General features: G+C 26.9%; 24 protein-coding genes, 1 tRNA gene and 3 other annotated features. Of the genes, 2 read left to right on the top strand and 23 right to left on the bottom strand.

What is annotated here, in order from left to right:
- Positions 1–236 precede the first annotated feature (236 nt).
- From TVTCOM_RS06160 to TVTCOM_RS06105, 12 genes are all read right to left on the bottom strand, one after another.
- Positions 237–1,259, bottom strand: coding sequence for a phosphotransferase family protein (locus TVTCOM_RS06160; RefSeq protein WP_434798972.1), 1,023 nt, complete (start codon positions 1,257–1,259; stop codon positions 237–239).
- Positions 1,238–1,969, bottom strand: a complete 732-nt coding sequence (locus TVTCOM_RS06155; protein ID WP_434798971.1) for a TIGR04282 family arsenosugar biosynthesis glycosyltransferase — start codon at positions 1,967–1,969, stop codon at positions 1,238–1,240. The genes TVTCOM_RS06160 and TVTCOM_RS06155 overlap by 22 nt, the downstream gene beginning before the upstream one ends.
- Entirely contained in the window at positions 1,935–2,609 is a 675-nt protein-coding gene (locus tag TVTCOM_RS06150; RefSeq protein WP_434798970.1) for a TIGR04283 family arsenosugar biosynthesis glycosyltransferase, read from the bottom strand. The genes TVTCOM_RS06155 and TVTCOM_RS06150 overlap by 35 nt, the downstream gene beginning before the upstream one ends.
- Positions 2,610–2,850: 241 nt before the next feature.
- Positions 2,851–2,923: transfer RNA gene (locus TVTCOM_RS06145), tRNA-Lys, on the bottom strand.
- 186 nt (positions 2,924–3,109) lie between these two features.
- Complete coding sequence (locus TVTCOM_RS06140) at positions 3,110–4,171, bottom strand: bile acid:sodium symporter family protein (protein WP_434798969.1); 1,062 nt, start codon at positions 4,169–4,171, stop codon at positions 3,110–3,112.
- 129 nt (positions 4,172–4,300) lie between these two features.
- Positions 4,301–4,559, bottom strand: a binding site (T-box leader).
- Positions 4,560–4,688: 129 nt separating this feature from the next.
- On the bottom strand, positions 4,689–6,110 hold the full coding sequence (locus TVTCOM_RS06135; RefSeq protein ID WP_434798968.1) for a sodium:solute symporter family protein: 1,422 nt from the start codon (positions 6,108–6,110) through the stop codon (positions 4,689–4,691).
- Between the two features lie 21 nt (positions 6,111–6,131).
- The gene (larA, locus tag TVTCOM_RS06130; protein ID WP_434798967.1) at positions 6,132–7,409 is read right to left on the bottom strand and encodes a nickel-dependent lactate racemase; all 1,278 of its coding nucleotides are present in this window, start codon (positions 7,407–7,409) and stop codon (positions 6,132–6,134) included.
- A gap of 119 nt (positions 7,410–7,528) precedes the next feature.
- Positions 7,529–7,778: a binding site (T-box leader), on the bottom strand.
- 81 nt (positions 7,779–7,859) lie between these two features.
- On the bottom strand, positions 7,860–9,308 hold the full coding sequence (locus tag TVTCOM_RS06125; RefSeq protein ID WP_434798966.1) for a sodium:solute symporter family protein: 1,449 nt from the start codon (positions 9,306–9,308) through the stop codon (positions 7,860–7,862).
- Between the two features lie 206 nt (positions 9,309–9,514).
- Positions 9,515–9,764: a binding site (T-box leader), on the bottom strand.
- Positions 9,765–9,914: 150 nt separating this feature from the next.
- Positions 9,915–10,490: a hypothetical protein gene (locus TVTCOM_RS06120; RefSeq protein WP_434798965.1), complete on the bottom strand. Its 576-nt coding sequence runs from the start codon at positions 10,488–10,490 to the stop codon at positions 9,915–9,917.
- A 297-nt stretch (positions 10,491–10,787) separates the two neighbouring features.
- A complete protein-coding gene (locus TVTCOM_RS06115; RefSeq protein WP_434798964.1) occupies positions 10,788–11,984 on the bottom strand; it encodes a pyridoxal phosphate-dependent aminotransferase in 1,197 nt (398 codons plus the stop codon).
- A gap of 125 nt (positions 11,985–12,109) precedes the next feature.
- Positions 12,110–13,801, bottom strand: a complete 1,692-nt coding sequence (locus TVTCOM_RS06110) for a M3 family oligoendopeptidase (protein ID WP_434798963.1) — start codon at positions 13,799–13,801, stop codon at positions 12,110–12,112.
- Between the two features lie 70 nt (positions 13,802–13,871).
- Positions 13,872–15,071: a pentapeptide repeat-containing protein gene (locus TVTCOM_RS06105; RefSeq protein WP_434798962.1), complete on the bottom strand. Its 1,200-nt coding sequence runs from the start codon at positions 15,069–15,071 to the stop codon at positions 13,872–13,874.
- Between the two features lie 161 nt (positions 15,072–15,232).
- Here TVTCOM_RS06105 and TVTCOM_RS06100 point away from each other — a divergent pair, with 161 nt between their 5' ends.
- Positions 15,233–15,670, top strand: coding sequence for a hypothetical protein (locus tag TVTCOM_RS06100; protein ID WP_434798961.1), 438 nt, complete (start codon positions 15,233–15,235; stop codon positions 15,668–15,670).
- Between the two features lie 64 nt (positions 15,671–15,734).
- Positions 15,735–16,049, top strand: a complete 315-nt coding sequence (locus TVTCOM_RS06095; RefSeq protein WP_434798960.1) for a DUF1540 domain-containing protein — start codon at positions 15,735–15,737, stop codon at positions 16,047–16,049.
- A 59-nt stretch (positions 16,050–16,108) separates the two neighbouring features.
- Here TVTCOM_RS06095 and TVTCOM_RS06090 read toward each other — a convergent pair whose 3' ends face one another.
- The 11 genes from TVTCOM_RS06090 to ftsE form a co-directional block, all read right to left on the bottom strand.
- Positions 16,109–16,795 (bottom strand): YczE/YyaS/YitT family protein, encoded by a 687-nt coding sequence (locus TVTCOM_RS06090; protein ID WP_434798959.1) that lies wholly within the window; start codon positions 16,793–16,795, stop codon positions 16,109–16,111.
- Between the two features lie 132 nt (positions 16,796–16,927).
- Positions 16,928–17,344, bottom strand: a complete 417-nt coding sequence (locus TVTCOM_RS06085) for a DUF3785 family protein (protein ID WP_434798958.1) — start codon at positions 17,342–17,344, stop codon at positions 16,928–16,930.
- A gap of 124 nt (positions 17,345–17,468) precedes the next feature.
- Positions 17,469–18,371: a transglycosylase domain-containing protein gene (locus TVTCOM_RS06080; RefSeq protein WP_434798957.1), complete on the bottom strand. Its 903-nt coding sequence runs from the start codon at positions 18,369–18,371 to the stop codon at positions 17,469–17,471.
- 161 nt (positions 18,372–18,532) lie between these two features.
- Entirely contained in the window at positions 18,533–19,009 is a 477-nt protein-coding gene (locus TVTCOM_RS06075; RefSeq protein WP_434798956.1) for a hypothetical protein, read from the bottom strand.
- Positions 19,010–19,275: 266 nt separating this feature from the next.
- Complete coding sequence (locus TVTCOM_RS06070; RefSeq protein WP_434798955.1) at positions 19,276–20,298, bottom strand: serine/threonine-protein kinase; 1,023 nt, start codon at positions 20,296–20,298, stop codon at positions 19,276–19,278.
- Positions 20,289–20,588, bottom strand: coding sequence for a hypothetical protein (locus tag TVTCOM_RS06065; protein WP_434798954.1), 300 nt, complete (start codon positions 20,586–20,588; stop codon positions 20,289–20,291). Before TVTCOM_RS06065 ends, TVTCOM_RS06070 begins: the two co-directional genes overlap by 10 nt.
- 154 nt (positions 20,589–20,742) lie before the next feature.
- Positions 20,743–22,136, bottom strand: a protein-coding gene (locus TVTCOM_RS06060; protein WP_434796322.1) for an IS3 family transposase whose coding sequence is annotated in 2 segments (ribosomal slippage) — positions 20,743–21,677 and positions 21,677–22,136 — 1,395 coding nt in all. Because the reading frame shifts where the segments join, the coding sequence is not laid out codon by codon here.
- A gap of 70 nt (positions 22,137–22,206) precedes the next feature.
- Complete coding sequence (locus tag TVTCOM_RS06055) at positions 22,207–22,728, bottom strand: 3'-5' exonuclease (RefSeq protein ID WP_434798953.1); 522 nt, start codon at positions 22,726–22,728, stop codon at positions 22,207–22,209.
- Between the two features lie 25 nt (positions 22,729–22,753).
- Positions 22,754–23,845 carry a murein hydrolase activator EnvC family protein gene (locus tag TVTCOM_RS06050; RefSeq protein WP_434798952.1) on the bottom strand — a complete coding sequence of 364 codons (1,092 nt, stop codon included), beginning with the start codon at positions 23,843–23,845 and terminating at the stop codon, positions 22,754–22,756.
- A 21-nt stretch (positions 23,846–23,866) separates the two neighbouring features.
- The gene (gene ftsX / locus TVTCOM_RS06045; RefSeq protein WP_434798951.1) at positions 23,867–24,763 is read right to left on the bottom strand and encodes a permease-like cell division protein FtsX; all 897 of its coding nucleotides are present in this window, start codon (positions 24,761–24,763) and stop codon (positions 23,867–23,869) included.
- Positions 24,763–25,434, bottom strand: a complete 672-nt coding sequence (ftsE, locus tag TVTCOM_RS06040; RefSeq protein WP_434798950.1) for a cell division ATP-binding protein FtsE — start codon at positions 25,432–25,434, stop codon at positions 24,763–24,765. Before ftsE ends, ftsX begins: the two co-directional genes overlap by 1 nt.
- Positions 25,435–25,486: the final 52 nt, after the last annotated feature.

Raw genomic sequence — 25,486 nt, 5'->3', positions numbered from 1 at the left:
TTTTTTACATTCGTAAATTCATTCTATCATGTGATTTAATTTAAGTCTAATTATAGTTTTCTATATAACTTCCATTTTATAGTTTTTTTCTATAACTAAGAAATTTGTAATTTTGATTTTATAAAAATTCATTTTTACTATTTTGGCTACCACATAGATCTTTCTCCTTTAGACAACTTTATTGTTCAAAATAAATAAAATAAGCATGCTAATATTAGCATGCCTAAATAACACTTTTATAAATTTTTATTTTTAAAGTATCGATTTTCTATCATATCTAAGAAATCCTTTGATAAATAATCATCCAATTTTTTAGCTGTGAACTCATTTCTTATTAATTTATTAGGATCTTTATATTGAACCCAAGCCATAGCACACCAAGTAATTCCCCTTAAACAGGTTATTGGAATATATAAATTTAGTCTATCTTTTATGTCATTTGTATTAAATCTATTTCCAACAACTTTTATATATTCTTCAGTAAATTTTTCAATTTCTTCCTGTGATAAAATAACATCTGTTTTCCAAAATGTAGTTGTTGGTGCTAGAAAATGCCCTAAATCTTGTGCCGGTTCTCCTAATATTGGTTTTTCCCAATCTATTATATAGTTATTATTATTTTCACCATTTATTAAAAAGTTACTTGAATTTAGCTCCGTATTAATAATGCATCTTCGTCCCTTATACTCTCCTGTACTTTTTATCATTCTTTGCCCTAAGTTTAACATTCTTTTTATTTGTTTTTTCTTTTCTTTATCTACAAAAGGACTATTATAATAAGTTTGAACCATAGTTTCACATTCATCAATTATTGCTTGTAATGGATTTTTAGGACATAATAAATGTGAATTTTCTTCTAATACTACACTATGAATATCTCCTAAGCAACTGGCTGCTATATATAAATCTTTTCTATAATCTAAAGGAACACCTTGTAAGAAATTCATAACTAAAACACCATAATCAAGATGTTTTTTACTTCCATCAACATATATTGGTATTGGTGTTCTTTTACTTTCTTTTAATTGTAATAATGATTTGTACTCATATTCAATCTGATCACTTAAGTCCATTTGACTTGCTGTGTTTACCCGAAAAATCAAATTATCTTTTGTTACTGGATGAGTAAATAAGTAATTTATATTGTATTCACCTTGTGCAAGTAACTGAAAATCAATTTTACTATCTTTAGGAATATTTAATTCTTCTAAAAATTCTTGTTTCTTTACATACTCTTCTAAACCGTTAATTGTAAACATTGTCTTTCATACTCCTCAATAACTTCAATAATATATTTTGATGTGTGCATATTTTCACTTATATTTTCTTTTTTTATTTCATTGTAAAAGTGAACTAAATCTTCTTTTTCATCTATATCAATATTTTTATTAGTTAAATCATAAGTTAAATTTGAATTTTTTATTGATGCTACAGTATCATCTAATACATTTCCATAACCATATTGAACATTTTCAAATACTGCTTTAGTAGGATTTTTCATTCCTACTAGATAATATCCCTTATCTACTGTTGGTCCTAAAACAATATCTTTATCTTTCAAAATTTTAAAAGCCTTTTTTAAGTCATCTTCTTTTAAGAAAGGTATGTCACTTCCTATTAATATACACGAGTTATATTTTTTCCCTAAAACATAGTCTATTGCATTATACATCTTTTCCCCTAAATCATTTCCTTCTTGTATTTTATACTTAAATTTATGACCAAATATATTTTTCAGAATATTATTCTTATCTTCCGGTGTATAAAATATAAAAATATCTCTTTTCAATTTTTCACAAGTATATTTAATATCTTTTAAAAAGTTTTTGTGAATCTCCGCACATTGATCTTTTGTAAGAAAACTTTGTAGCCTTGTTTTTGTTTTCCCTGGTATGGGAACTCTTGTAAAAATAATAATTGCCTCTCTCATTTCATCACCTAATGTCTCTATATTCTTTGTTAATTTCATTTATATCTCTTCCACACAAGTATTGAAGTTGTAGTTTTTGCATTTGAGTCATAGTCTTAAATATACCTTTGTCCAAAAATCTTCTAGCTGAAGTTGTTATTTGGCTATCTATTTGTTTAAAATAATATTTCTTTCTTTTTAACTTTAAAGATAATTCTAAATCTTCCATTATAGGTAAATTAGGCATTCCACCCATTTCTTCAAATAGTTCTTTTGTTATAAATATTCCTTGATCCCCAAATGCTATTTTTCTTAGTTTTACTCTTAAGTTAGACATATAACCACAAATCTTCATCCATATTATTTCATTATCAAATTTTAATTTTAAACAACCTAATTTACAACCTTTATTTATTTCATCTTGAATTTTAATAATTACATCTTCTTCTATTAGGCTATCACAGTGAAGGAAAAATAGCACATCCCCATTTGATACATTACTTCCATAATTCATTTGATTTGCTCTTCCCTTAGGGCAATTTACCACAGTAAAAGTACTATATATTAAATCTTTCGTTTTATCACTACTTCCTCCATCACAAAATATAACTTCAAAACTTCCTTTTAACTTAGCTAAATTATCTTGAAGTTTTATAATATTTTTTTCTTCATTATAAATTGGAATTATTATTGAAATCATGTTTCCATCCTTGTTATTTTCCTAAATTTAAACATCTTTTATCTAATCTAATTTTCTTATTGTAAAATCATTCACATTATCATTCCACCACTCATTAAACGTTTGAACTAATTCTTTCTTTTTTATAATTAACTTATTACCCTTTTATTAATTTTAATTATACCTTCTTTTTTAATAATTCATCAATACAATAATCCTCAATAAAAAATCCCACTGACATTATATCAATGAGATTTCAAAGTGACCCATCTGGGACTCGAACCCAGGACCCCCTGATTAAGAGTCAGGTGCTCTACCAACTAAGCTAATGAGCCATAAATATTTAACTACATGTCAATTGTATCTAACATTATAAGAAAAATCTACCCTTAACTAATTATTTTATCATTGAATTTTTCCATATAATTTTTTTAATATAATTTTCATCTATTTATAAATATAATCAAAAGACGGCAACTGCTATCTTTTGATTATGTACTAATTTTTAATATTACTCATATTTACATAGTTATTACTTTATTAACTTTGTCTAGTTGTTTTTTATCTAACGGCTTACTTGACCAATAATTAGCAAGTAATGCCCCTGACACAGCATGATATGTACTAGATACCACACCTGGGATTGCAGTCATTGGTGAGAAATGTGTCATTGCTAAAGATGTGGCAAGACCACCATTTTGTAGACCTACTTCTATTGCCATAGTTCTTCTTTTCGCCTCTTCTAAACCTATTTTCTTAGCTACTAAATATCCTAAGAAATAACCTATGCTATTGTGCATCATTACTGCTACTAATATAAGCCATCCTGAAGTAAGTAATGAGTCTACATTTTTTCCTACTATTGATCCTATTATTAAAACTAAGCAAACTGTAGATAAAAGTGGAACTAATTTTGTACCCTCCTCAACAAATCTCGGTAAAAATCTATTACACAATAATCCTAAAACTATAGGAACTAATACAACTTTTAATATTGATATAAACATTGATGTTAATGAAACTTCTATATTACTTCCTCCTAATAGAAGTGTTAATGCTGGAGTTAAAAATGGAGCTAAAAGTGTTGATATAGAAGTTAGTGTTACTGATAAGGCTACATCACCCTTTGCCATAAATGCCATTACATTTGACGATGCACCTCCTGGACAACATCCTACTAATATTAATCCTACTGCCAGTTCTGTTGGTAAATTTAATATTTTAGATACTAAAAATGCCACCAAAGGCATTACAGTAAATTGTGCTAAAGACCCACTAAGAACATCTTTTGGTCTTGTGAGTACAAGCCTAAAATCTTCTAATCTTAATGTCATTCCCATTCCAAACATTATTATCCCTAACCATGTATTTACATGAGGCGCTGCAAATTCAAATGTATTTGGTCTAAATACTGATAGACCTGCAAAAGCTAATACTATAAAAGCCATATATTTTGATGCAAAATTACTTAGTTTTTCTAAAGTTTTCATAATTATTTTTCCCCCTAATTTTTCTTTAATATTATTTTTCTTTAATTCAATTTCATTTATGTCTACTCTAATATGACTAATATCAATATCCATTTGAACCATCACCTCTCTTTTACTTAACGGATTTACTTATACTTAAAGCTAAAGTAAATCATCGAAACTATTATTTTAGTATTTTTTAAATAAAAAAACTTTCGTCCTATAAGCAGATTTACTCATACTTATAAGGACGAAAGTTTAACTTTCGCGGTACCACCTTATTTATAGCTAAAATTAAAATATAGCTATATCTCTCTTCAAGTCGGATTTACATCTTAACTCTAGCCATATAACGCTGGCATACGTCTACACTTACTAAATAAATTTCACTGTAGAAGCTTTGGAGTGATCATTATATACATTAGTTAATATCTAACTCTCACCATACGTTAGTTCTCTGTATTTAACACCACTGTATTTTTATCTCCGTCATCGCTTTTTATTCTTTTTTAATACTAATTATAGTAATACATTTTTTTTAATATATCAACTGTTTTTCAGAATTTTCTTAAAATTATTTTTGCAACATAAGTTCAATTTGTTAAGCATATTTAAAATTAAACTTTACTTTCTATACAAGTTGCTTTTGTTGTTGTAATAAAGTTGCCTTATTTTTATCAAATATACTACTAACAACAAAAGTTGAACAGGTTACTAGCAACATTAAATAACCTATATCACCAAATATTGTTTTTAATTGAGGAAAAACTATCCAAGCACTAGCAACCATTACAGATGATATAATTGTAATAAATCCAGAATTTTTCCCTGCAAACTTGGGACACCAAATTCCTGCTATTACAACGATAGCAATTCCTATGGTCATAGATAACGAAACTTTCATAGCACTCAAGATTGTTCCCAACTGTGATGATAGTATATATGTTAATCCACCTACTACTAAAATTATTATTTTATTTACCAAATATGATTTATCTTTCATTTTTTCTCCATATTTTGTTTTAAAAAACACATCATGACTTACTGTAGTCGCACATCCTATTAGCATAGAGCATGCTGTTGACATATCTGCTGCCCAAAGTCCAGACAATGTAAGTCCTGCTATAACTGGTGATAATGATAAGATTATTTTTGGTAGTGCAAGAGTTGCTTCTACTCCTGGAATTAAGGCTTTTGACGCAATTCCAAGCATTGCACACATAAATCCTATTGGTATCATTATCAAGGCACCTATTCTAAATCCATTTATTGCACTTTTATCATCTTTTGAAGTTAAACCTATTTGAATAACTCCTTGAAGTGAGTTAGTTGTACCACACATAACTATAATCCAGGCTATTATTGATGCTACACCCATTCCTGAAGTCAAACTCATATAAGGAACTTCTGGAGTGTTCATTGCCATAGACTTAGCAGCTTCCCATCCACCTTTATTAAATAAAACTACAACAGAAGATACTATTACACCAATGTATATTAATGATATGTTTAGTATATTACTTACACTTGCAGATCCCATTCCACCTACAAACCCTACTAACATGAATATTAAAAAAGAAAAGAATATGGCACTTTTCATAGTAAAAATATCTGGCAATAAGCTGGCAAGTATTGACCCACCTGCTATATATTGAAGTGCTATAATTGTACATTGAATCAATATCATAGCTAAGGTCATTATTATACCTGTTTTTTCATCATAAATAGATTCAACCAGTTTTGTAATTGTACTATAACCAGCTTTTCTGAATTTTTTCACGATAAAAGTACTAGCAATAACTGCACCAAATGCCCAAGCTACATTATACCAACCTGCAGAAAGTCCGACAACGAAGGCATTTTCTGCTATTCCTATGGTAGATGCTCCACCTATGGCAAGACCAGATATAGTTACAGCTGTAATTAAAGTATTATTTTTGCCTTTATATAATAAGAAATCTTCTTTATTTTCTTTTGATTTTTTTGAAATTACTACACTTATTCCAAGTAATAAAACAACATATAAAATCACAATAATCAATGGTATATTCATAATATTTTCCCCCTAATTTATTTAATCTTCTTCTAATAAAGGAACTACATTTCCTCCATATGGAATTACATATACATCTTTATTTTTGAAATTAATTTTATTTAATAAGTCTTCAATATTATTTGAAGCTGTTATTTTCATATCTTTTACCACATCTGGATCTATTGAGCTTAGCATATAAACATTACATTTTGCTATGGCTTCGCAGGCAGCATAGAATATATATCCTCCTATGGTAAAGCTTACTCTAAGTTCTTCATCTAAAACTCCTCTTTTTAATGGATCAATCCAGTTAAAGAAATCCGGTGCTCCCCCTCCTTCAATGCACTCAGCTAGTAAAATTAATGTTCCTCCTTTTTTTACAGCTCTAGTGGCATTAAATAAGGATTTTGTTGACTGATATAAGTTAATATCCTTTGGATATCCTCCACAGCTAGCTATTACTATATCTGCTTCTTTTTTTATTGGCAATCCATATGCATCATCCACATATTTACAGCTTTTTAACCATGCATCATGAAAATCACCACATATTAATTTGCTATGTTTAGATGATGAATTTACAACTATATTTATTCCAAAAGCTACATCTATAAATTTTGCAGCTTCATTCATATCTTCGTTTATTGGATTATGAGTTAAAAGTCTAGCTCCAACTAATGGATCTGATCTTTTTTCTGTTTTACTTAAACTTTGAATATGATTTTGTTTTATTGTCTGTCTTCCAGCCACCCCAGGTATTACACTTTTTCTACCTCCACCAAATCCTGCCATTATATGATGAACTGTGCCTGTTATCATTATTACTTTTCTTCCTACAACTAAAGGATTTACATAAACTTCAGTTCCTGAAGGAGTAGTTCCAACATTTATTAAGTCATGTGCATCGCAGTCATGGTTCACAACTTTAACCTTATCATAAACTGATTTTGAAGCTAATTTACAAAGTTCTTCTTCACTTTGCTTTCTATGGCTTCCAAGGGCCACTACCACTACTATGTTTTCATATTTGACTTTTAATTCTTGTGTTAAATAATTTACCAACTGCTCACATATTAAATCTTGCCTTTGCCAAAATCGTGTTAAGTCACTAATCACTATGGTTACTTTATCATCTTCATCTATAATTTCATTTAAAGGTTTTGAGTTTACCACTTCTGTAGTTATTCCTTTTATAAAAGCTTCTTTTAAATCTTTTATTTCATCCATAGATTTTTCATTTAAAATATTTACTGATTTTGATCCTTCTAAGTTAATTCTTATTTTTTCTTTTCCATATTTCATTTCTACTGTATTCATATTTTCCCTCCAAATATTTGTATTTTGTGCATTATATAAGCAACAGAATATTCTGTAATTTCTTCTTAAGGTTACTCTACCTTTTTATTGTTCTTGCAATTAAAAAAAGCTCTCGTCCTTAAAAGGACGAGAGCTTATCTCGCGTTACCACCTTAGTTTATAAACAACTCACATTGCTTACCTTAATAGGTACTCCTTGGAATACCCTAACACTATAACGTGTGTTATCACGTCACATCCTACCAAGCTACGCCCTTCAGTGTGAAGCTCAAAGATGAATTCATAATCAACTTAGTTTGCACCTCTCATCAACCGGTTACTTTCTGTTTACCTCATATAATTATTACTAATTCTTATCATCGCTTTTATTTTCCATATTTTTGTAATTTATATTTTAAATAATAGCTATATTATTCACCTTTGTCAACACATTTTTTTAATTTTATTAATCTATTTATTTCTTGCTAAATTCAAATTATCCATAACATTTTCTTCATCATTTGCTGTTACTTTATTTTTTTCCACTAAACTTATTACTATAAAAGTAATTCCACTAACCACTATCATCCAGTATCCTATATCTTTGAATATATCATGAAGTGCTGGTAATACTAACCATCCTCCTGCAGCAAATACTGAAGATAATATGGTAAAAAATCCTGCATTCTTACTTGAAAACTTAGGAAACCAAAGACCCGCAACTACTATTATGGAAGTTCCTATTGCCATGGATAAGCATACTTTCATGGAACTTAATATGGTACCAAGCTGTGATGATAATATATAAGTTAAAATTCCTACTACTAATATTATTATTTTATTTATCATAAATGATTTATCTTTTAATTTATTTCCTGCTTTAGTTTTAAAAAATACGTCATGACTAACTGTAGTGGAACATCCTATTAGCATAGAGCATGCTGTTGACATATCTGCAGCCCATAGTGCTGATAAAGTAAGTCCCGCCATAACTGGTGGTAAACTCATTATTATCATTGGAAGAGCCTGCGTTGCTTCCACATTAGGAATTAATGCTTTAGATGCTATACCAAGCATAGCACATATAAACCCTATTGGTATCATTAAAAGCGCTCCTATTCTAAAACCATTTACTGCACTTTTATCATCTTTAGATGTTAGACCTATTTGTATAACTCCTTGTACTGAGTTTGTATTTCCACACATAACTATCATCCATGCTATAATTGCTGGAATCCCCATCCCTGAGGTTAAACTCATATATGGTACGTCTGGCGTTGATGCAGCCATAATCTTAGCAGCCTCCCATCCACCTTGATTAAATAAAACTAATACTGCTGATGTTATTACACCTATATAAATTAAAGAAATATTTAATATATTACTTATACTTGCAGATCCCATTCCTCCCACAAATCCTACTAACATAAATATTAAGAAAGAAAAGAATGTGGCCGTTTTCATATCAAATACATCTGGTAATAAACTAGATAATATTGACCCACCTGCTATATATTGAAGTGCTATAATTGTACATTGAATTATTATCATTGCTACGGTCATCATTACTCCTGCTTTTTCATCATATACGGACTGAATTAATTTTGTAACTGTACTAAAGCCTGATTTTCTTAGTTTTTTTACAATGGTAAAACTAGCTATTATTGCACCAAATGCCCACGCCACGTTGTACCATCCTGCTGACAAACCAACAGAAAATGCATTTTCTGCTATACCTATAGTAGATGCTCCACCTATTGCCACACCTGCTATTGTAACAGCTGTAATCATTGTACTATTTTTATTTTTATATAATAAAAAATCATCCCCTCCATCTTTTTTAGATTTTCTAGATACAACAACACTAATTCCAAGTAACATTATCACGTATAAAATAACAATTATTAATGGTATATTCATTATAATCTCCTCCTTTTAATAAAATTTAATAAAATAATTTTTAATTTTTTTGTATATTGTATTTTAACAAAGGTTGCAACTACTTTATTAAAATACCCTTACCATGATTTCAATACTTTTTTTTCAAAATATTCTGTATTTTAAGCTTAAAATTTATCATATACTTCTTTGTGGCTTATCCAAGAATTAAAAAAAGCCCTCGTCCCCAAAAGGACGAGAGCTTATCTCGCGTTACCACCTTAATTTATAAGTAATTTACATTACTTACCTCTACAAGTACTCCTTAGAATACTCTGTCACTATAACGTGTGAATACGTCACATCCTACCAAGCTTAGCTCTTCAGTGTGAAGCTCAAAGATGTATTCATAATTAAACAAGTATGCACCTCTCATCAACCGGTAACTTTCTGTATACATTTCTTTTAATTACTACTTATTCTTATCATCGCTTTTGTTTTTTAGTTTGATTTAATAGTAGTTTTATTTTTTAATCTTGTCAACTACTTTTTTATAATTTATTTACTTAAATTTTATATTAATAACTAATAGTAATAAAAAGAACTTAGCATTTTTAGTACTAAGTTCTTTTTTGCATTAACTTTATTTTATTGTAACAATTCAAAGTATCCTGATGGATGGAACAAGTATATTGATCCATTATCTTTATCTACTAAGTAAGCTAAATCAGTTTCTATATTTGGTAAAAATACATATCCTCTTATCCCTTTTTCCTGCATTACTTCAAAAGTATTTTCATCACCTTGGTATGTATAAGTAAAGTCAACTTTTTCAACTTCTTTTAAATATTTATTTAAAACTGCTTCAGCCTGTGATTTTGTCATTCCTGTTTTAACTTCTTCTTTTTCTTTATCATCTTTTACTACTGTATTATTAACTTGTTTAGTAGATTCTTCTTTTTTACTTTCTACTCTTACTTTTGCAGGCTTTTTATTTTCTGAAACTGTAGTTTCAGCTTTTACTGATGTATTAGTTTCTTCCTTTTGTATTGTTTTGTCTTCATTATTTTTTACAACTTTAGTTTTTACAGTATTTGTAGCTTGTTCAACTTTTACTGGTTTTACATTTTTTTGTTTGTTGTTTTGTGAGATTGCGTTTGTAATTGGAGTTATTAATAATGCTCCTATTAATAATAATGTTATTGCTATAATTCCTTTTTTCATCTTTCAACACTTCCTCGTGATATATTTTAATATTTATTAACTTTTATCTTTTTTCTTTTATTTATACTATTATAATATCATTACCCCTTGAAAAATTACAGTTACATACCTGTTACTTTCTATTACAAAATAGTAACATAGGTAATTACAAATTGTTACCAAATTTCAATATTATGTAAAATTAACTCCTTTTATGTAGTCAACTTGATATTTTTGTTAATACTTTATACAACAAAGTTTTTCAATTTAAAAACAGAGTCCTTTGTTGAACTCTGTTTATTGTTAAAATAAACTTTTTTATTCTTTATTTAACTTTATATAAGCTTCTAAACCTGCTTTTAAAAGTATAGCTGCCTTAGATAAATCCTTAGTATTTAGAATATAGGCTAATCTTATTTCATCAACCCCAAGACCAGATGTTTGATAAAATCCTTCAGCTGGACAAGGCATTACAGTTTCTCCCTCTTTATCAAAGTCACTTAATAACCATTTAGTGAAATCATCTGCATTTTTTACTGGTAATTTTGCAACTATATAAAAAGCACCACTTGGCTTTTTACAAATAATACCCGGTATTTTTATAAGTTCATTGTAAAGTACATCTCTTCTTTTTCTGTATTCTTCCTTAACTTCTTTTAAATAAGAATTATCCGTCTTGTAAAGTTCTATAGCTCCTATTTGCTCTAAAGTTGGCACAGATAATCTAGCTTGACATAACTTAAGTATACCTTCCATAAAAGGCTTATTTTTTGACGCTAATGATCCTATTCTTGCTCCACAGGCACTATAACGTTTTGATACAGAATCTACAATTATTACTCTATCCTTTACTCTTTCAATAGTACCTATACTAGTGTATTCACCATCATAAACAAACTCCCTATAAACCTCATCAGCTATAATCCATAAATTATGTTCAAATGCTATATCTGCAATCATTTCTAATTCTTCTCTTGTATAAACTACACCTGTTGGATTTCCTGGATTTGAAAATAGTATAGCTTTAGTTTTATCATTAATTTTTGACACTATTTCATTTTTATTAGGCAAGTGAAATCCATTTTCAGCTAAAGTAGTAATGGGGTTAATATTCACACCTACAGATTTTGAGAAATTAAAATAATTTGAGTAAAAAGGCTCAGGAACTAATACATTATCACCTTCATCGCAAATAGTAAGTATTGTAAATAATAAGGCTTCACTACCACCATTTGTAATTAAGATCTCATCATTTTTAAAATCTAAATTATAATTTATATAATACTTTCTTATAGCTTCTATAAGCTCTGGTAAACCTTCTGATAAAGCATATTCTAAAACTTCACCTTTATATTCTCTTATAGCCTGAAAAAAACCTTCTGGTGTTATTATATCTGGCTGACCTATATTTAGATGATATACTTTTTTACATTGATTTTTTGCTTTTTCTGCAAAAGTTAATAATTCCATTATAGTTGATGGTGGAACTGATTGTATTCTTTTTGAAATATTCATAAATTATCCTCCTAACTTACTTCTTCAAACTTAGAATTTCCATATAACGCAAATAATATTTTGTAAATAATGATATAAATTTAAAAAAAGCTAAGAATATGTAATTTACACATTCTTAGCTTTTTTTATAAATTTTTTTCAAATTTTTCTATGTTCATTTCTAAGTTATTTATTATAAATTCAATACAGTTATTATCAAAAGGAGATATTAAATTCCCAGTTTTAACTATTTGTATAAAAGACTGCGTTCCCCCAACTTTACAAATTTTCAAATAATCTTCCCATCCCTGTTGTCTGTTCTCTTCCATCTTTTTAAGGAATTGGAATGCACAAATTTGTGCTAATACATAGTCAATATAATAAAACGGATCTTTAAATATATGTCCTTGCTTAAAGAACCAACATCCTTTTTCTAATATTTTATTCTCTTCATAATCTCTATGTGGTAGATATTTCTTCTCTAAATTGCGCCATACTGTTTTTCTTTCATCCTTACTCATATTAGGATTATTATAAACAATATGCTGGAACTCATCTACTACAACTCCATAAGGCAAGAATTTTATAGCTGAACATAAGTGAGCAAATTTATATTTGTCAGTATCTTCTTTAAAAAAGATATTCATCCAAGGATAAGTTATAAACTCCATACTCATGGAATGAATTTCACAACTATCTAAAGTAGGAAAGTTTATTTCTTGCATATCTATGTATCTAGACATAAATAATTGGAATGCATGCCCTGCCTCATGGGTTAATACATCCATATCTTCACTAGTTCCATTAAAATTAGAGAAAATAAATGGAGCTTTATAATCTGGAATATAAGTACAATAACCTCCAGCAGATTTATTATGTTTAGTTTCTAAATCCATAAGATTATTTTCCAACATAAAATCAAAAAACTCTTTTGTTTCTTTTGATAACTCATTATACATTTTTATTCCATTTTCGATTATATAAGCTGAGTCACCTTTAATTATAGGATTTCCATCTAAAAATTCTAAATTCTCATCAATATAAGTTAATTTATCTAAATTTAATCTTTTAGCTTGTTTTTCATATAACTTATTACAAAGAGGCACTATGTGTTCTAATACTTGTTTTCTTAAATTAATTACCATTTCTGGATTGTAATCTGTTCTGTACATTCTTATATAGCCTAATTCTGTAAAGTTACTGAAACCTAGCTTTTTAGCTATTTCATGTCTTATTTTTACTAAGTTATCATAAATTTCATCAAATTCTTCTTCATGTATTTCAAAGTAGTTATAATAAGCTTTAGATGATTCTTCTCTAACTTTTCTATCTTGAGATAACATATATTTGTAAAGACCAGATAGATTTAGCTCTTCTTTATTAAAGTTAATTTTTGCTGAAGCTAATAACTTTGTATATCTAGACATTAATTTATTCTCTTCTTGTAATTGTGGTATTATTTCTGGTGAAAAAGATTTTAAAGAGTATTCGCATATTTTATAAAATTGTTGACTAAAATCATTTATTATATTTTCTTTAAATTTAGAATTAACAATAGCATTATAAAAATCCGAATTTAATTCTGTATAAAGTGGACCATGCTCATCCCAATAATCTGTCTCCTTTTCATAAAATTCATCTGCCGTATTTATACTATTTCTTATTGAAGCTATAGTTGACATGGTTTCAATGTGTTTTCTAATATTGTTTAATTCCATTATGTACCCATGTTGATTTTTGTAATGGTCAGCAGATTTTATTTTATTTACTAAATCTAAAAATGATTTTTTTATTTTTTCATAATTAGGTCTTTCATATTTGTAATCTTGAAATTTCATTTTTGCCTCCTAAATTTTATAATAAATATAATTTATCATATCCAATATTATTTTGCCAATTACTACATCTTTACCTCGTAATTTTTCTAGCTAAAGTAGCTGTCCAAATACCAACCATAGTAACCCCTAACAACATCTCCACACATGAAAATAAAACACTATATCCTATTGGAAATATATCTCCATATCCCACTGTTGTAAATGTGACTAAGCTAAAATAAAAACAATCTATGAGATCCATATACATTAGTTTTCTCGGTAAATAAGATAATATGTTTAAATTATAATGGATTATTCTTTCATTAACACAAAGACCGGAAAACATATATATTATAGAAAATATTAATACAATTTCTAAAGATGATATAAGAGCAAATGTTGGTCTTTCACCATATCCACAAGTATAATAAAAAATATTTGATTTTAATTTTTCCAGTCCTTTTAAATATTTTCTTTCTGCACTTTTAGCAAGATAATAATATTCTCCAGAATAATTAAATAATCTATTTTTTTCAAATACTGCTGATATGCTTTTATATGCTTTAAATATATTCTCATAAGAACCTTTATTCTTTTTATTTAACTTTAATAAATCAATAAATGTATTTTCATCTACCTTACTTGTAAATTCATCTTCAAAAGTCAGTATATTTATATCAGTTCTTATAATTTTCATAGATTTCAAATCACAATCAGAAAAAATCATATTTTCGATAAAGCATTTATTGAAAATACTATTTCTAAGACTACTTAAAGAAAATTTAACTTCTGTAAATTTAGTAAATTCAAAAACCATATTTTTCATATTAGTGTTATAAAAATTACAACTTTTTAATTCACAATTATCTTTAAATAATGCTATAAGTTTTTCTTCATCTTCAAAATTACAGTGACAAAAATCCACATTATAAAATGTACAATTTTTAAATTCACTTCCCAAAAAGGTACAGTTTTCGAATTTAATATTATTAAAATTACATGCAACAAATTTATTATAATCTATATTTTTATTAGATATACTTTTGTATATATGTTTAGAGTCAAGGCTTTGTGTTCCTATAGTTTTGTTTTGAATATGAGTAAATGGATATTTTACTTCATTAATATTTAGAATTTCTTTATTCTCACCATATATTTCACTTATCTTATATTTACTATCACTCCTATAACTTGATTTTTTTATATTTATTTTTTCATTGCTTTTTATAAGTCTTTCTTCCAATTCTATATTTATTATTTTCCTGTTCTTATCAAAATCATAGATTCGCATAATATCACCTTAATTTAAGTATTTAATATATATATTGATTTTTATTTTTTAAAATCCTTTATTGTTAAATATTTTTGTTTTTCATTTTGTAATAATATAAAAAATTTTTTAATATGTATTATATATAAAAATTTACTCCTTTAGAAAATTGGAGGGATATTATGAAAAAGGAAAATAAAATTTTAGAGGATAAATTGCCAAAAAATTGTTGTACTTTTTGCTCTCATTTAAGTTTAGAAGGTCCTGATGAAAACTTTAGATATTATATAAAATGTGTAATTAATAATAAAATACCAAGACCAACAGACTGTTGCCAGTTTTTTGATCAGGAACAAACTAACTTGACAACTTGTGATTTAGATTATTTATATTTAGACTTTTTAGAAACTAGCCTTAGAATTAAATATGAAGATTATATTAACTCATTATATTGGCAATTGTTTAAAGAGAATATACTTAAAAAATACAACTATACCTGCTCTATTTGCAATAGTATAGAAAATGTAGATGTATATCATATAAATAAAAAATTAGGCCGAGAAACAGATGAAGATGTGGTTGTTTTATGTAACAAATGTTTTCCAAATAATAAAAAGTAATTGTATAAAATAATACAACTTACATATATTATTTTTAATATAGTTTGTTAAGGAGGTCTAAAAATTGGATACCAGTTTAAGATGTGATGCAACTAGATGTATACATAACAATGATAATCATTGTTATGCTGGAAGAATAAATATTGATGGTTTTCTTGCAGATGATATTGATGACACTTACTGTTCTACTTTTAAAGAAAAGGATTATCAGCAGTTTACTAGTTCGATTTACGGTGAAAATAAGTTAGATCCTACTACTATACAAAATATAAAATGTGATGCAATAAAATGCTCCTACAACGATAATAAGTACTGTACAGCAAAAAAAATAAAAATAAATAGTGGTAATGCTAGCTGTGATATGTTTGTTGAAAAATAAATATTTAATATAGAAATTTTTAAATAAAAATACAAGCTACCTAATAGTAGCTTCTATTTTTATTCTTCATCAACTTCCATACAAGTTTCAACTTCAATATTATTTTTATTTTTTAAATATTTTATACTTTCAATAACACTTTCATGAGTTAGTGATTTAGAATCAATATGGCTTATTTTAAAAGCAATTTGTATAGCATAACCTAATCCAAATCCACTTATTATTGTCCCAATTCCTACACTTCCTCCTAAAAGCCAACCTACTGCTAATGCTGTTAATTCTATAATTGTTCTTATTGTACCTACAGATTTTGATGATCGTTTATTTATGGCTAACATTAAACCATCTCTAGGACCACTACCAAGAGCTGGCTTTAAGTATAGTACAGTAGCTATTGCAGCCAAAATTATTCCTATTAACATCATAATAATTCCTATAAATAAATTATTTGCATAAGGTATTATATTAAAACCTTCAAATATATCTAAAAAAGTACCTATAAGAAATACATTTCCTAAAGTAGCAAATCCAATTCCTTCACCCATAAATGCATCAATTATTATAATTATAACTCCTACTCCTATGGATATTTGCCCCATAGTAAGACCTGTTTTTAATGATATACCTTGATGAAGCACATCCCATGGACTTAGCCCAATATTTGCATGTATCATTACTACTATAGCTAGACCATATATTATAAATCCCAATAATAATCTGGCTGTAACTCTAATTATTTTATTCATGATATCATTCCCTCCTATCAATTAATCATATCAAATTAATGTAAACAATAGTAATTTAATTTTAAAATTAAATATAAAAATTCATTTCATAAAAAAGACATATCAAAAGATATGTCTAAGGTACATGTTTTATTACACTTCACAATTTTCCAGTTGTATTATGTAATCATTACAATGTTTGCATATGATTATGCTCACTATATAACTATCATCAACAAGATTTGCTCTAGATAGCTTGTTAAATGATTTTCCTTGGTAATCTTTCTCTATAGTACTTATAACATATTTACCTTCTTTAGTATAAATATAAAAATGATACTCTAAAAATGGAAAGAATTTTTCTTTCTCTTTTATGCCTTTTAAACACTTAGGACATGCTTCTATATAAAACTCTTCACCAAATATTATTTCTTCTGGAGAATTATTTAGCAACTCTATAATCGTATCATTATCAATATTTTTAACTGGTTTATCATCATCGTTGATTAATTCATCAAAACTTTCATCATTTAATATATATTCTTTTTCATCATAAGTAAATTTAAACATTTAGTCACCTCTTTTATTTTATAGACTTAAAATAGCATTAATCTTATTATAATATGAAATAATTAAATATCAAGACTATATACTAAAAAATGTCAATAAGTTTTCTTATTGACATTTTAATTATTTATGCAATTTCAGATTTAAAAGGTGTTGGGTCTTTAAAAGCTTCCCTATATTCATCGTCAGTTATATAACCTTGCTCATACATATGCTTTAAAACGACTTTCTGCCTTCTTTTTGCTTCATCATGTTGCATGTATTTTGCTGGGTTATTTGTAATTCCTGCTAGCATAGCACATTCCCCTAAATTTAAATCTCTCACATCTTTTCCAAAGTAAGTTTTTGCTGCATCTGCCACACCGTAACTTGCTTTTCCAAAGTATATATTATTTAAATAAACAGATAAGATTTCATCTTTTGTCATTATTTTATTTATTTGCATTGCATTATACATATCTCTAATTTTACGTTTTAGAGTTCTCTCTTCACTTGTTAATAAGTTTTTTGATACTTGCATATCAATGGTACTTCCACCTTGTGTTGAATCTGATAAAATATTGTTAACAACAGATCTAGATAAGGACCTAAAATCAACGCCTTTATGTTTATAAAATCGCTTATCTTCTGTGGCAACAATAGCATGTTTTAAATCATCAGGTATTTCATTGACTGGAACAATATTTTGAGATACATAACTATTGTAAATTAAATCTTTAGTCACATTAGGAGTTCCCTTAAGTGAAACAGCTACTAATATAGAGGCAAATATACTTCCTATAAATGTTAACATTAGCAAAACAGTTAAACATTTTTTTATAAGATTATTTCTTTTATGTCTTTTTTTATCTCTTTTCTTATAGAATAATTCTTTTTCTAATTCAAAATTTTCATCTATATCTTTTCTATCAACTCTGTTGATTTCTTGTTTATTTTTAGTACTAACTGCATTATGCTTGCTTTTATTTGAATTATTAGAACTAATTTTTTTTCGTCTTATTTTGTTATCACTACTATCATAATCGATCATATATACCTCCTTACTTGTTAAATTAATTATACATTGTAAATTAAAATAAATCAAAGTACAAAATTGTAATATTACATTGTATCAAATGTAAGGTATAAATGATTAATATATTGAAAAAGATCTATATTTGTAGTATTGTTTAATCTTTTATTGTTGATATATTAGAGGTTTATTATTTTTATAATTTTTTCTTTTTTATCATCACTTAAATTATCAAAAACTAACTTAAGTGGTGTATTTTTTTTCTCTAATACTACTCCTATTTTTATTTCTTTATGTTCTCCACTAGCTAATGTTCCTATAAATCCTAAATATTTATTTTTGGTTTGTATAAATGTTTGTAACTTTTTATTATCTTGATAAACAAAATAATTAATATTAGATAATTCTACATTATCTAGTCCAGTATTAGTTATATCCATGGTAATAATAGAATAAGATTCATAGACTTCATCTAAACAAATTACACTATTTACTGTTTCCACATTTGTTATTTCAATTTTAATATTTTTATCATTAACATTGTTTACATATAATGAACTTTGAAAATGATTATTTTTATTAATAGAATAAGATGCATTATTAAAAGCAAATACTACTAATATCATCAATATGTAAATTATTAGCTCTTTTTTCATGATATTCCTCCTTATTAAAGGTATTTTAACCAATACTTAGAAATGTATTAATATATTTCTAAATATCTATTTGACATTTGAAACATATCATTAATTTTCATAAAAAATATTATTTTCTTTCAAAAACACTTGCATATTTTGTCGAATTTTGTATATTATAAATATACAGTTATTTCCCCAATAACTGATTACTCCCCAAATAAAATATATTCCCTAATAAACCCCTTTTTATAATATATTTTAATAAAAAACCCTACTTGAACGGATTAAAGTAGGGTTTTTTCATTTTCCTTTATAATTTTTCTTATTACTCTATATCCTTGAGCCTTACTTTCTACTTCCATCTTACTTTTAGTATCTTTTATAATATTCGATTCAATTGACCATATTTTATCCTCTCGTTTTAATATGATATAATTATCATCTTTTATCCATGTAAAATAATCCTTGCTTCTTTTATCATATCTCCAATCAAGATTTTCATTAATTTTTGATAAATCATTTAAAATATTTAATATATCTTCATATCTATCTTCTCTACTTACTTGTAAACATTTTTCTATAACTTCAATTAAAGATTTTGGTATATGTGGTAAATACTTTTTTCTTACAGGAAACTTTCCCTTTGATATGGCTATTTTTAAGTCATTGAGATTTTTATATCTCTTAAGTTGATTATTATATTCCTCATTTCCATTGCACATCCTATATAAAGTAGTTCCAACTTGATAAACATCAATACTACCATCTACAGTTGATGTAAAACACTGCTCTGGAGCTATATGCTTATAGTAAACATTTTTCAACTTACCACATCCATGAATATCAAGTTTTATAGAAGATCCAAAATCACTAAGTATAGCTTGATTATTATCATCTATGAGAATATTATTTGGTTTTATATCACAATGAATTATATTATTATCATGTATATAATAAAGAGCTGAAAGAAAATCTAAAGAGTATTTTATAATTTCTCTTACTGTTAAACTTCTAGAATCCAATATATGATTTAAAGATCCTTTTTCATAATAAGGCATTGTTATATAAATATACTCCTCATCATAAGTTGCATAATTAATTTTTATAATATTAGGATGATTTAATAAAGATATCTTTTTAGATTCTTCAAAATATTTATCATATTCTTTTAATTTCTTCTTATCTATTTGCTTTAATATCATTTCACAGTTAAGTTGCCTATCTTCAACTATATACAAAGCTGAATTCACACCTTCTGAATTAATCTTTTGTAATATTTTTAAGTTTAATTTCGGACTTATTTCCATAGCATTACTCCTTTACTTGAGAATAATTCTTCTAGAACTCCTTCCATCTTAACTGCATCTACTATTTCCACTCCTATATCACTATCTACCTCTAAACAATATGATTCTATATTATATTGATTAATAATTGTGCTTATTATTTTTTTTATATAATATAATTTATCACCCATGTTAAAGGAAATAGGCAATATAATTTCATCATCTTTAATTTTCCTCTTATCACTTTGGTCATAGTAAACTATGTAAAACTTAACTTTATCTGTATAAATATTTACATAAATGTGATTCATACTTAATCCCCCTATTATTCCTACTAATATATACTATGAATCTATACTTTTATTGAACACAAAATTTACATATAAAAAAGAGCTATAGATTTTGTACTGAGACCCAAAAGTTGGACTTTATACTGGAGTGATGTTTCATTCCAGTATTTTTATTTTATGCAGCTTTTAATTCATATTTCATTCTATAATTTACTGGACTATTCCAGTTTAATTTTTCCTTAATTCTTTCATTATTATAATAGTTAATATATTTTTTTATTGCTATTTCTAACTCTTCAAAACTTCTATAGATTTTTCCATAATACATTTCTTGTTTAATTATGCCAAAGAAATTTTCCATGGGAGAATTATCAAGGCATGTTCCTTTTCGAGACATACTTTGAAATATTTTATTATCTTTAAGTATATTTGTATACTGCTTCATTTGATATATCCATCCTTGATCTGAATGAAAAGTTCTTCGATAAGGACAGTCACTTGTAATAATAATAGCTTCATCCAAAGCATAATTTACAGACTTGAAATCTGGCCTTTCTGATAAACTATATGATAAAATTTCACCATTAAACATGTCTAAAAATGGATCTAAATATGCTTTTTTTATAGTTAATCTACCGTTTTTATTAGTTTCATATATTTTAAATTCCGTTGTATCAGTTGTTATCTTTTGATGTGGAATTGATGTATTAAATCTTCTATTAATTCTATTTTTAGCTACTTTTCCAATTGTACCTTTATATGAATTATACTTACGTGATTTATGAGAAAATGATATACACTTAAGCTCCAGTTTTTTCATAAGTCTCCTAACTTTCTTTTGATTAATAACAATACCAGAATTTTTTAATGTAGATGTAATTCGGCGATAGCCATAATTCTTGTCATTATCTTTGAAGATTTTTTTGATTTTTCCTTCAAGTTCTTCATCTGGATTTTCATCTTCAAATCTTTTTTGCCAATACATATATGTTGATTTAGGAAACTTCGTAGCTTCAAGGATAATAGATAATTTAAATTCTTTACGAAGATCATAGATTATTTTTGCTTCGTATTTGTTTTTAACCTTTCTGGAATATTCATCCCTGAAGCACGCAGCTTTTTTAGAAAAGCAAGCTCCGCTTTTAGTAATTCATTTTCACGTTCTAATTCTTGTTCTCTTGTTAGTTTTTCTTCTTTTTTATTTTTATTCATAGGTGGCATTCCTTTCCTTTTAGACAATTCGTCAACACCACCATTTGAAAATTTCTGCATCCATGCTGATACAAGTGTACTATTATTAATTCCGAAATGGTTAGCGACTTCTTGTGCACTATACTTAGTTATAATCATATAGTTTACAACATCAAGTTTAAGTTGTACAGGATAAGAAGTCTGCTTTTTCTTTGTTTTTAATGCATCTTTACCAAGAGACTTATATACACTCACCCATCTTTGAATTTGTGAAATGTTTGGAATTCCATATTGCCTTGCTATTGATTTATACCCACCTTCTCCATTTAAATATGCTGTTACAACTTTTAATTTAAAGTCGTAATTATATTTAACCATAAAAAACACCCCAATCGTTAGAATCTTGGTCCAACAATTGGGGCGCAGTACATTTATCTATAGCCCTTTTTTATATAAGTTTTGGAAATACTTCATCTTTTATTATCAAAAACAACTCCGCTGTAGCCTTAGTATCACTATCAGCTCTATGAGCATTTTCATTAATAATATTATAATAATTACATGCAGTTTCCAGTTTTTTATTTTTTCCTTTATATGATTTACATTTTTTAAGCATTTCTAGAGTACATATATGATTGTCTATAGGTTCTAAATTATATTTTCGTAAATAATAATTTAAAAACTTCAAATCAAACTTTGCATTATGCGCTATCATAACTCGATTACTTAAAAATTTTCTAAATCTAGGCAAAACAGTTTCTATGCCTTCTTCATTTTCTACCATTTCATTTGTTATACCAGTTATTCCTGTTATGAAAGAAGGTATAATTGTATCTGGTTTAACTAATCTTGAATAATTTCTTACAATTTGATTATTTTTTATTTCTGTTATACCTATTTCTATTATTTCACAACCATTATATGGGTCTAGTCCTGTAGTTTCTAAGTCTACTACCACATATTCTTGCATAGATACTACTCCTTATCCAAAAAGATTATAAGTAATTTAATGGGTTTTGAGGAGTTCCATTTACTCTAATTTCAAAATGTAAATGTGGACCTGTTGATCTTCCTGTTGACCCTATTTTAGTAACAACTTGTCCTTTTTTAACTTTATCTCCTACTTTAACTACTAAAGAACTATTATGAGCATAAAGTGATACTAGACCATTATCATGTCTTATCATTACTGTATTTCCATAACTACCTTGAACACCTGAATAAATTACTGTTCCACTAGCAACAGCTACTGCTGGAGTTCCTGTAGGAGCTGGTATATCTATTCCTGTATGTAATTTTTTTACACCTAACACAGGATGTATTCTATATCCAAAAGGAGAAGATATTGTACTATATCCAGGTACTGGCCACGATCCATTTGATATTACAGTATTTGAATTAGTTGAATTACTAGAATTTGATTTACTAGAATTTGAGTCATTAGAAGACTTAGCATTTTCTGCTGCTATTTTTTGTAGTTTTTCTTCTAACGCTTCCTCTTCATTAACTAATTCTTTCTTTAATTTTTTCAGTTCTGATTTATCTTCCTCTAAGCTTTCCTTATCTTTTATTAACTCATCTTTAATTACTTTGGCTTCTTCTTTATTTTTATCTAATGTTGCTTTTTTTACTTCTATTTCACTTTTATCAGATTCTAAATCTTTTAGCATTTGTTTATCTTGTGCTACAACTTCTTGTACTATATAAACATTATTTAAAAAGTCAGAAATAGAATTACTACTTAGTATAACCTTTAAATAACCTAATGTATAGTTATTATTTATAACTTTTAATCTATCTCCTAAGATTTCTTCATTTGAAGCTATATCTTCTTCTAATTTCTTAATATCTTCTTTTAATTGTTCTGATTCATTATTTATTTTTTCTATTTTTTTATTTGCTAGGTTAATTTTTTCTTCTACTTTTTCTTTCTTTTCATTTAAATTACTTATCTTTATATCTAATTCGTCTTGTTTTTCTTGATTAGACTTTAGCTTACTTTCTGTATTTTCAGCATTAACATATACCATGCTACTAGCTGAGAATAACATTGAACAAATTAAAGCCGTTGATATTATTTTCTTCATACTTTTCCCCCAAATTATTTTTTATACTTTTAAATATTTTTTTACAGATAATCCACTTCCTAATATCCCTACTATTATTCCTGTAACACATAATACCACAACTAGTAAGTAGGATACGCTTGAAAGAGGTAACATCATATCTCCAACAATTGAATTTAGAGATATTTGCATATTTTCCACTACATACTTGTACATTCCTGTACATATACCAATAGATATTAAAGAACCAAATAAACCTATTATACATCCTTCTACTATAAATGGAGCTATAACAAATCTATTACTACCACCTATATATTTTATAACTTGTATTTCTTCTTTCTTGCTATATACTCTAGCTTTTATTGTATTAGATATTAATACTAAACAAACTATTAATAAAAATCCTATTACAATTCCTCCAAATTGTTTTATTGTCTTTGATGCTGTTATAAAGTTTTCCATAATTTCTTCATAATATTGAACTTCTATAACACCTTCTATTTTTTCCATACTTTTTGCCAAGGTTTTTATTTCCTGAGAATTAGCAATAGTTACTATAAAGTAGTCATCTAAAGGATTTTTAACGCCTTCTAATAACTCTTTATCGTCACCAAAATTTTCTTTCATATTGTCAAAAGCTTCATCCTTTGTTTGATATTCAACTCTCTCAACTTCATTTATTTTTTCTAATTCTTCTTTTACTTTTAACCTATTATCTTCGCTTAATTTTGAATCTAAAGCTACTCTCATCTCATTTACTTCATTTTGCGTTTTCTCCATAAATGAATTAATGTTTAATACTATACATAATACCATTCCAAGTATAGCTAAAACTGACGTTACTGAAACTACAGAAATCAAACTCATGGTTTTATTACTAAATACACCTTTTAATCCCTGCTTCAAACTATATGTTATTTTTGATATTATCTTCATTATTCGCACCTCTTTGTGTCATAAATTATTTTGCCACCTTCGATTTTAACAAGTCTTCTAGGGAATTCTCTTACTAACTCTAAGTTATGTGTCGCCATGATTACTGTAATACCTCTTTTATTTATTTCCTCTAGTAGCTTCATTATAGAAATAGAATTATCCATATCTAGATTTCCTGTACACTCATCGGCAATTATAATAGAAGGATCATTTACTAAGGCCCTTGCTATTCCAACTCTTTGACACTCGCCACCTGATAATTCATCTGGATATTTTTTATATTTATGAGCTATTCCTACTCTTTCTAAAACTTTCATAACCTTAGGTCTTATATTCTTAGGATTTTCTCCTACTACCCTAAGTGCCAATTCTACATTTTCATATACAGTTTTTTCTTTAATCAATCTATAGTCTTGAAAAACTATTCCTATATTTCTTCTGTATTTGTGTAGCATTGAGTTTTTTATTGTAGTTATATTTTTTTTATTAACTATAATTGTACCTTCTGTAACTTTTTCTTCTCTAGTTATTAATTTTAGAAGGCTTGATTTTCCCGCACCTGAATGCCCTACTAAAAAAATAAATTCTCCTTGATCTATTTTAAGATTTATATCTTTTAGACATTTATTTCCGTCAGAGTATTGCTTCTCTACTTTTGTAAATTTAATCATTGTCTCAACTCCATGTATTTTAATTTTAGGTACCTAATTAGTTACAATTTTG

The sequence above is a fragment of the Terrisporobacter vanillatitrophus genome, from assembly GCF_051148895.1.
Taxonomy (GTDB): Bacteria; Bacillota; Clostridia; order Peptostreptococcales; family Peptostreptococcaceae; genus Terrisporobacter; species Terrisporobacter vanillatitrophus.
Note: the sequence above shows the minus strand (reverse complement) of the source record. Positions and strands in the feature narration are given on the sequence as shown.